The sequence below is a fragment of the Desulfovibrio legallii genome (genome assembly GCF_900102485.1).
Lineage (GTDB): Bacteria > Desulfobacterota > Desulfovibrionia > Desulfovibrionales > Desulfovibrionaceae > Desulfovibrio > Desulfovibrio legallii_A.
This window is the reverse complement of record NZ_FNBX01000004.1, coordinates 185637-194082: the sequence shown is the minus strand read 5'-3', so window position 1 is coordinate 194082 and position 8446 is coordinate 185637. Positions and strand designations below refer to the sequence as shown.

Genomic DNA, 8446 nt, shown 5'->3' with positions numbered 1-8446 from the left:
TGGAAGGCGAAGGGGCGGCATGACAAGGCCCCTCCGCCTGCGGGCCTGGAGGGCTAAGCCCGCAACGTTCCGGCTACGGTTTCGCCCAGGCGGCCGAGCTCGTGGATGATGGTCACGCCCGCAGCCTCCAGGGCGGCGATTTTGTCCTCGCCCCGGCCTTTGGAACCGCTGATGATGGCCCCGGCGTGGCCCATGCGCTTGCCCTTGGGGGCCGTAAGCCCGGCAATGAAGCCGAACACCGGCTTGGGGTAGGCGCTTTCTTTGATGTAGGCGGCGGCCTTTTCTTCCCCGTCGCCGCCAATTTCGCCGATCAGGCAGACGGCTTCGGTTTCCGGGTCTTCCCGGAACATTTTGAGCAGATCCGTAAAGTACAGGCCTGGCACGGGGTCGCCGCCGATGCCCACGCAGGTGCTCTGGCCCAGGCCCTGCGCTGTAAGCTGGTGCACGGCCTCATAGGTCAGGGTGCCGGAGCGGCTGATCACCCCTACGGAGCCGGGCTTGTGGATGTAGCCGGGCTGGATGCCGATCTTGCACTGGCCGGGAGTGATGACCCCTGGGCAGTTGGGGCCCACCAGCTGCGTGCCCGTGTCCTTGAGTCGGGCCTTGACCCGCACCATGTCCAGCACCGGGATGTGCTCCGTAATGCAGATGACCAGGCGCAGGCCCGCGTCTGCGGCCTCACACACGGCGTCCGCGGCCACGCTTGCGGGCACAAAAACCACGCTCACGTCCGCGCCCGTTGCCTTCACGGCCGCAGCCACGGTGTTGAACACGGGCACGCCCAGCACGCTTTGTCCGCCCTTGCCCGGCGTGCAGCCCGCCACCACCTGGGTGCCGTAGGCCAGCATCTGCTCCGTATGGAAGCGGCCTTCGCGCCCCGTGAGGCCCTGCACCAGCACGCGCGTGTCTTTGTTGACCAATATGCTCATGCCGCACCTCCAGCGGTGAGGGCCGCAATTTTGTGCGCCGCCTCGCTCATGGAGGCCGCCGTTTCAAAGTTCAGACCGCTTTCCCTGAGGATGCGCCGGCCTTCTTCCACATTGGTGCCTTCCAGCCGCACCACCAGGGGCAGGCGCAGGTCCACCTTGCGGGCCGCGTTGACCACGCCCTGGGCCACGATGTCGCAGCGCAATATGCCGCCGAAAATATTGATCAGGATGCCCCGCACATGCGGATCGGAGAGCATGACTTCAAAGCCCGCGGCCACCATCTGCTCGTTGGCCCCGCCGCCCGCGTCCAGAAAGTTGGCGGGCGCCGCCCCGGCCTGCTTGATGGCGTCCATAGTGGCCATGGCCAGGCCCGCGCCGTTGACCATGGTGCCCACATAGCCGGAGAGGCGCACATAGTTCACGCCCAGCTCCCGCGCCTTGCGCTCCAGGGGGTCGCCTTCCTCTGGGTCGTCCATGGCGGCCACGTCCGGGTGGCGTTTGAGGGCGCTTTCGTCAAAATCCATCTTGGCGTCCAGGGCCACAATGTCCCCCGCCGTGGTCACGGCCAGGGGATTGATCTCCACCAGCACGGCGTCCTTTTCCACGGCCAGGCGCACCAGGTTCTGCACCAGGGCCGCGCCCTTGCCCACCTGCTCCGGCGTGAGCCCGCAGCCAAAGAAGAGCTGCCGCGCCTGGTACGGCCAGATGTGGTGCCCGCCGTCCAGCCTGGTGGTAAAAATGCGCTCCGGCGTGCGCGCGGCCACGTCTTCAATGTCCATGCCGCCGTCGGGCGAGGCCATGACCGTCAGGCGCTGCGCGCCCCGGTCCAGCACCACGGCCAGGTAGAGCTCGCGGGCAATCTCCGTGCCCTGCTCCACCCAGACCTTGTGCACCTTCTTACCTTCCGGCCCGGTCTGGTGCGTGATGAGCTGCATGCCGATGATGTGCCCGGCCGCGGCCTCCACTGCGTCCAGATTCTTGCAGACCTGCACGCCGCCGCCTTTGCCCCGGCCGCCCGCGTGGATCTGCGCCTTGACCACCCACACCGGGCCCGGCAGGCCTGCCGCCGCGGCGCGGGCCTCGGCCGCCGTGGCCGCCAGCGCTCCCGCGGGCACGGGCACGCCGAACTGGCCCAGCAGGCCCTTTGCCTGGTATTCGTGAATATTCATGGATAAGCCTTTGTTATGTTGTTATTTTGTTGTTTTTTTGTGGGGGAGGGACCCTTTTGAAAAAGGGTCTCCTCCCCCACGCCCCCACCCCCAAAAACTTTTATTCTCTCAGGAAACGCGCTGGGCGTACCCTGAAACAAGCCTTGTGGGACCAGGAGCGGTGAAAAGGGGGTCCAGGGGGGCGTGCCCCCCTGGCCGCCGGAGGCAGTTTCCCCTTACGCCTGGGCCGAAGGCGCGGCCGCGGCCATCTGCGCGCCCAGGTGGAGGGCTTTTTTGTTGCTTTCGTGGAAGGCCGGAGCAAAGCGGTCGGCCAGGGCTTTTTCCAGGGATTCCAGGCGCACGGCCTTGGTCAGGGTAGCCAGGGCCCCCAGCACGCAGATGTTGAAGGCCTGGGTTTTGCCGTTAAAGGCTTCCTTTACGGCGTGGAACAGGGGCAGGCCCACGCGCCGGGCGTCGATGCGGGCCGAGGGGTGCACCAGGTCGCTGTCGTAAAGGCACATGCCGCCGGGCCGGATAAGCGGCAGGTACTTGGCGGCGGATTCGTCGGTAAGGGCCACCAGCACGTTGGGCTGGTTGACCTTGGGGAAGAAGATCTCGCTGTCCGCGATAATCACGTCCGAGCGGGTGGCCCCGCCGCGGGCTTCCGGGCCGTAGGACTGGGACTGCACGGCCACCAGCCCTTCGTACAGGGCCGCCGCTTCGGCCAGCAGGATGGCCATGGTGATGATGCCCTGGCCCCCGGAGCCGGAGAGAAGAAAACGGTATCTTTCCATGGGGCTACTCCTTGTGGGCCTTGGCGATGATTTTGGCGTATTCCTCGCAGTATTCGGGGCGCTGTTCGTCCACGAACACGCCGCGGGGAATGAGGTTGGGGTTCTCCTCCAGCTTTTTGGAGCCCAGGGGGGCGGTATTGTCGCGGTACCATTCCAGCATCTGCACGGCCCCGCCCATCTTGTTCTTGCGCCCGAAGTAGGTGGGGCACTGGGTGAGGATTTCCACCACGGCGAAGCCCTTGTGGGCAAAGGCCTTTTTGAGCAGGCTCACGATCTCCTTGACGTGGAAGGTAGTGGTGCGGGCCACAAAGGAGGCCCCCGCGCCAGTAGCCAGCTTCACCGTGTCAAAGGCGTGGTCAATGCTGTGGTAGGGCGCGGTGGTGGCCAGGATGCCCTCGCCGGAAAGGGGCGAGTACTGCCCGCCGGTCATGCCGTAGATGCGGTTGTTCATGATGATGGCCACCATGTCGATATTGCGGCGGCAGGCGTGGATAAAGTGGTTGCCGCCAATGGCCATGGCGTCGCCGTCGCCCATGGGCACCACCACGTTGAGCTCCGGCCGGGTCAGCTTGATGCCCGTGGCGCAGGCCAGGGCCCGGCCGTGCAGGGTGTGCATGCTGTGAAAATCCACATAGCCGGAAATGCGCGCCGAGCAGCCGATGCCCGAAACCATGCACATGTTGGAGGGATCTATCTGCAGTTCCTGCACGGTGTGCAGCAGGTTGTTAAGGATGGTGCCGTGGCCGCAGCCGGGACACCAGATGTGGGGGAAGAACCGCTCCCGGATATTCTGCACGCTCATCTCAGAACCCCCTTCCTTCAATAACCCGCATGACTTTGCCGATATCCGTGGGCGTGACCATGATGCCGTCCATGCGGTTGACCAGGAACACGCGGTCCGGCTTCTGCACCACCTGCTTCACCTGGGTGGTGACCTGGCCCATGTTCATCTCCACCACAAAAATGTTGCGGGCGTGGGCGGTTTTTTCCCGCACCAGCTGGGCCGGGAAGGGCCAGAGGGTCTGCAGCTCCAGCAGGCCGATGCGGTCGCCCTTGGCGCGGCGGGTCTCCACCAGGTGCCGCGCGCTGCGCGCCGAGGAGCCGTAGGAGATGATGATGTGCTCCGCATCCTCCAGGTAGAATTCCTTCCAGCGGGCCAGCAGGTGGGCGCGGTTTTCGATCTTGTCCACCAGGTGGTAGGCCAGCTTGCTGACCTGTTCCGGATTCTCCGTGGGGAAGCCCCAGATGTCGTGGAACAGGCCCGTGACGTTGTAGCGGTGCACGCCGCCGAAGTCCGACATGGGCAGGCGGCCGTCCTCGCGCGGCAGGTAGGGGTGGTAGTTGACCCCCGCGGCCACGTCCGTACGCAGGCGCTCCACCACGGGCAGCTCGCCCGCCGGCGGGATGAAGAGCTTTTCGCGCATGTGGCCCACCACCTCGTCAAACAGCAGGATGACCGGCGTGCGGTAGGTTTCGGCCAGGTTGAAGGCCTCCACCGTGATGCTGAACACGTCCTGAATGGTGGACGCCGTGAGCACGATGATGGCGTGGTCGCCGTGGGTGCCCCAGCGGGCTTGGTTCACGTCGCCCTGGGCCACCTTGGTGGGCAGGCCTGTGGAAGGCCCGCCGCGCTGCACGTTGACCACCACGCAGGGAATCTCGGCCATGACCGCATAGCCGATGGCCTCCTGCTTGAGGGAAAAGCCCGGCCCGCTGGTGGCGGTCATGGCCTTGGACCCGGCCAGGGAAGCCCCGCACACCGCGCACATGGAGGCGATTTCATCCTCCATCTGCACAAACTTGCCGCCCACGCGGGGCAGCTGCTCCGCCAGGTGCTCGGCCACCTCGGTGGATGGGGTGATGGGGTAGCCCGCAAAAAAACGCACCCCGGCATACAGAGCGCCGCGCACACAGGCCTCGTTGCCCTGCACGAAACGGATTTCGCCCTCGCTCATGCGGCCTCCTTGCCGTTGCCGGCCTTGCTTGCCCTGGCGGTTTTTTCCACCGTCACGGCCAGGTCGGGACAGTACTGTTCGCACATGCCACACTCCACGCACAGCTCAGGATCATGGCAGGCCTTGCCCGCGTCATCCAGAGACAGCGCCTTCTTGGGACAAAAGGCCACGCAGATGCCGCAGCCTTTGCACCATTGGCGATTGATGTAGACCATCCGAAATCCCCATTGGCTGATGTTGCGCCGCACACGCGGCTGGTTCACAAGTGGTGTCCGGGCCGCGTCCCCCGCCGGGCGGAGGGAAGGCTCGTATGCCTGGGGAAGAGCAAGCTCCGTGCCAGGGAACGCGATTTTTTAAATAAACTAGGACATTCGACAGGATAACAAGCCGGCTATGGTATCAATAGCGGCATATGTCACATAGCTGTTTCGGGCATGCAACATTATGCGTCATTCTGGTGCAGATTGTGTCATTGCTGACGCAATTGGGAGGGGAGGGAGTCAGCGCAGGCCCAGTTTGCGCATTTTGCGGAACAGAGTGCTGCGGCTGATCTGCAGCAGCCTCGCCGCATTGCCCTGATGCCCGTGACAGGCTTCGAGAGCTGCGCGGATGCGCGAGCGTTCGTCGGTTTCTTCCTGGTCGGCATGGGGCGTGGGGGCCTGAAGGCTGGGCGCGGCCTGGGGGTGGAGGGGGGGGAGGAGTTCGGCTTTGAGGGTTGGCGCATCCAGGTGGGCGGGGCCTGTGACGCGCAGGCGCTGAATGAAGTAGCGCAGCTCGCGCACGTTGCCGGACCAGGGATGGTTGCGGAGCACCTCCAGCGCTTCCTGATCCAGCGGGGGGAGGGCGTTTATGTCGTCCTCGGCCTCAGCGAAAAAGTGGCGGGCCAGCAGCTCAATGTCGTCGGGGCGTTGGCGCAGGGGCGGCAGGGGCAGCACCAGCACGGAGAGGCGGTAGAACAGATCGGCGCGGAAGCGCCCTTTGCGAACCCTTTCCCACAGGTTGGCGTTGGTGGCGGCGATGATCCGCACGTCCACCCGGATGTTGCGGGTGCCGCTGATGCGCAGAACGCGCTGGGTTTCCAGCACGCGCAGCAGGCGTTGCTGGGCCCGCAGGTCCATCTCGCCTATTTCGTCCAGAAAAAGGGTGCCCAGGTGCGCCATTTCAAACAGGCCGGGTTTGCCTTTGCGGCTGGCGCCGGTAAACGCGCCGTCCTCATAGCCGAAGAGCTCCGATTCCAGAAGCGATTGCGGCAGCGCGCCGCAGTTGACGGCCACGAAGGCCTCCTGGCTGCGGGGCCCGGCATTGTGGATGGCCTGGGCAAAAAGCTCTTTGCCCGTGCCTGTTTCGCCCTGGATAAGCACGGGCTGCCGGGCCGGGGCGAACTTGCGCGCGCGGGCTATGGCCGTCAGAATGGCCGGGGACGTGCCCAGAATATCCTCAAAGGTGTGTTCGGCCGTCATTTCGGCGTCTTCGTGGCGGATCTTGCTTTCTTTGGCGGCAATGGCGCGCGGTTCCTGAAAGGTGATAACCGCGCCGTGCACCGCGCCGGCCACATGGATGGGAATGGCGGAGAACAGCAGTTTGCGGCCTTCCACCGTGGCCATCTCGTCCACCACGCTGGCCCCGAGCAGCAGACAGCGCTCCAAATGGGGCAGGTCCAGGATGCTTTTGAACGGATGGTGGGTGATGTCGTTTTTGAGGCGGAGCATGCGCCGGGCCACAGGGTTGATCAAAAGCACGCGGCCCGCCGCGTCCAGGGAAACGATGCCGTCGTGGGAATGCTCGATGACCGTTTTGAATTTGAGGCTCTGGGCCTGCTCCAGCTCGCGCGCGTAGACGATGCGCTGGGCTTCCCGCAGGGCCTGGCGGATGGAGGCCTCGCCGCAGATAAGCAGCTGGCTGCGCAAGCCCAGGCTTTCGGCGATGTTGACGGAGGTTTCGCCCCCGATGATGACGTCCACATTGTCCGCGGCGGCCTGGGCGAGGGCCCGGCGCATGTCTTCGGAGTGGAAATCGCTGGGGTAGATGCGCAGATCCGGGCGCAGCAGAGTGCTGATGGCGGCCAGCTCTTGCTGCAGCTGGGGGTAGACCACAATGCCCAGGCGCGGGCGGCGTTTGGGGGACTTGGCCGTGGCCTGCCCCAGAACGCAGACCAGATCCTGCATGCTGATGGGCAGAAAAACCACAGGCACTTTGATGCCTGCCTCAAGGATCTGATTGGCGGACCAGCCGCGCACTACAATGACCTGCGCGCCCTGTTTTTCGGCCTCCTGGGCTACGGCCAGCGAACGGCTGAGACCGGTGAGGTGAAGGCGGATTTTGTCCTGCAGGCCCAGCTCCGCGGCGACCCGCTGGACGATCTGGTAACTGGCGCTTTCAGGGGCGATAACGACAATGGGGGACATGCTTTCCTCGACTGATGCTCCTGGACTATAGGGAGCGACGGGCAAATGCGCAAGGCGGAAGGAGGGCTGTTTTCCCCTCGACGTCGGGGCGTGAATTTGTCAATCTGGAAAGGTTTCATACAGCGCCGGCGCAAGGCGCGCGGTTATGCGGCGGCGTGGGCACCGCCCGTCCGGGCGCGCGCGGCGGCAAGGCACACGGTCAACCAACGGAAGCGAACCATGAATATTTCTTTAGAGGACGCTCGGCAACTGGGCGAGGGCATTCTTGTGCGGCACAAGGTCAGCGAACAAAACGCCGTTCCCACCATAGCGGCCTTGCTGCGGGCGGAGATGGAGGGCATTCCCTCCCACGGGTTTTCGCGCATTCCCTATTATGTGGGCCAGGCGGACACGGGCAAGGTGGACGGCCGCGCCGATCCGCTCGTTTCCCGCCCCCGGCCCGGCGTGGTGCGGGTGGACGCCTGTTGCGGCTTTGCCTTCAGAGCTTTTGCCGCAGGCCTGCCGGAGCTGGCCGCAGCCGCCAAGGCGCAGGGCATTGCCCTGATGGGGGTGTGCAATTCGCACCACGCGGGCGTGCTGGGCTTTCCTGTGGCCGATCTGGCTGCGCAGGGGCTGCTGGCTCTGGGCTTTGCCAACAGCCCGGCTTCTCTGGCCCCCTATGGCGGGCGCAAAGGGGTTTTCGGCACTAACCCCCTGGCCATGGCCTGCCCGCGCAAGGACGCGCCGCCGTTGGTCATTGACCTTTCCATGGGCCTGCTGGCCCGCGGCAAGGTGCTGCAGGCCGCCAAAAAAGGGGAACTGATCCCTGAAGGCGCGGCCGTGGACGCCGAGGGAAATCCCACGCGGGATGCGGCCAAGGCTTTTGACGGAGCCTTGCTGCCCTTTGGCGGTCCCAAGGGCTACGCCCTGGCCCTGATGGTGGAGATTCTGGCCGGGGTGCTGCCCGGCGCTGCCCTGGCTATTGAGGCTTCTTCCCTGTTCACGCCCGACGGCCCTGCGCCGCGTCTGGGCCAGAGTTTTGTGGCCATAGACCCCGGCAGCCTGGCGGGAGCGGATTTTGCGGATCGGCTGGAACTGCTGCTGGGGGCCATTACAGCGCAGCCCGGCGCGCGCCTGCCGGGGGACCGGCGCATCCGGCTGCGGGAGGCCGCCCAGGCCGCCGGCAGCATCAGCCTGCCCGACGAGCTCTGCGCCCAGCTGCACGCCCTGGAATAA

8 protein-coding genes are annotated in these 8446 nt (G+C 65.3%); 1 reads left to right on the top strand and 7 read right to left on the bottom strand.

Features of this window, described 5'->3' with window-relative positions:
- Nucleotides 1–53 precede the first annotated feature (53 nt).
- The 7 genes from sucD to BLS55_RS04235 all read right to left on the bottom strand — a co-directional run bounded on the left by sucD (nucleotide 54) and on the right by BLS55_RS04235 (nucleotide 7231).
- Nucleotides 54–929, bottom strand: a complete 876-nt coding sequence (gene sucD, locus BLS55_RS04265; RefSeq protein WP_092153124.1) for a succinate--CoA ligase subunit alpha — start codon at nucleotides 927–929, stop codon at nucleotides 54–56.
- Nucleotides 926–2098 carry an ADP-forming succinate--CoA ligase subunit beta gene (gene sucC, locus BLS55_RS04260; protein ID WP_092153123.1) on the bottom strand — a complete coding sequence of 391 codons (1173 nt, stop codon included), beginning with the start codon at nucleotides 2096–2098 and terminating at the stop codon, nucleotides 926–928. Before sucC ends, sucD begins: the two co-directional genes overlap by 4 nt.
- Nucleotides 2099–2313: 215 nt before the next feature.
- On the bottom strand, nucleotides 2314–2871 hold the full coding sequence (locus BLS55_RS04255; protein WP_092153122.1) for a 2-oxoacid:acceptor oxidoreductase family protein: 558 nt from the start codon (nucleotides 2869–2871) through the stop codon (nucleotides 2314–2316).
- A 4-nt stretch (nucleotides 2872–2875) separates the two neighbouring features.
- Nucleotides 2876–3673: a 2-oxoacid:ferredoxin oxidoreductase subunit beta gene (locus BLS55_RS04250; protein ID WP_092153121.1), complete on the bottom strand. Its 798-nt coding sequence runs from the start codon at nucleotides 3671–3673 to the stop codon at nucleotides 2876–2878.
- A 1-nt stretch (nucleotide 3674) separates the two neighbouring features.
- Nucleotides 3675–4826, bottom strand: a complete 1152-nt coding sequence (locus BLS55_RS04245) for a 2-oxoacid:acceptor oxidoreductase subunit alpha (RefSeq protein ID WP_092153120.1) — start codon at nucleotides 4824–4826, stop codon at nucleotides 3675–3677.
- On the bottom strand, nucleotides 4823–5089 hold the full coding sequence (locus tag BLS55_RS04240; protein ID WP_257243131.1) for an indolepyruvate ferredoxin oxidoreductase subunit alpha: 267 nt from the start codon (nucleotides 5087–5089) through the stop codon (nucleotides 4823–4825). The genes BLS55_RS04245 and BLS55_RS04240 overlap by 4 nt, the downstream gene beginning before the upstream one ends.
- Before the next feature lie 237 nt (nucleotides 5090–5326).
- Nucleotides 5327–7231: a sigma 54-interacting transcriptional regulator gene (locus BLS55_RS04235; protein ID WP_092153118.1), complete on the bottom strand. Its 1905-nt coding sequence runs from the start codon at nucleotides 7229–7231 to the stop codon at nucleotides 5327–5329.
- A 219-nt stretch (nucleotides 7232–7450) separates the two neighbouring features.
- Between BLS55_RS04235 and BLS55_RS04230 the strand changes: the two genes are divergently transcribed.
- Nucleotides 7451–8446 (top strand): Ldh family oxidoreductase, encoded by a 996-nt coding sequence (locus tag BLS55_RS04230; RefSeq protein ID WP_180365391.1) that lies wholly within the window; start codon nucleotides 7451–7453, stop codon nucleotides 8444–8446.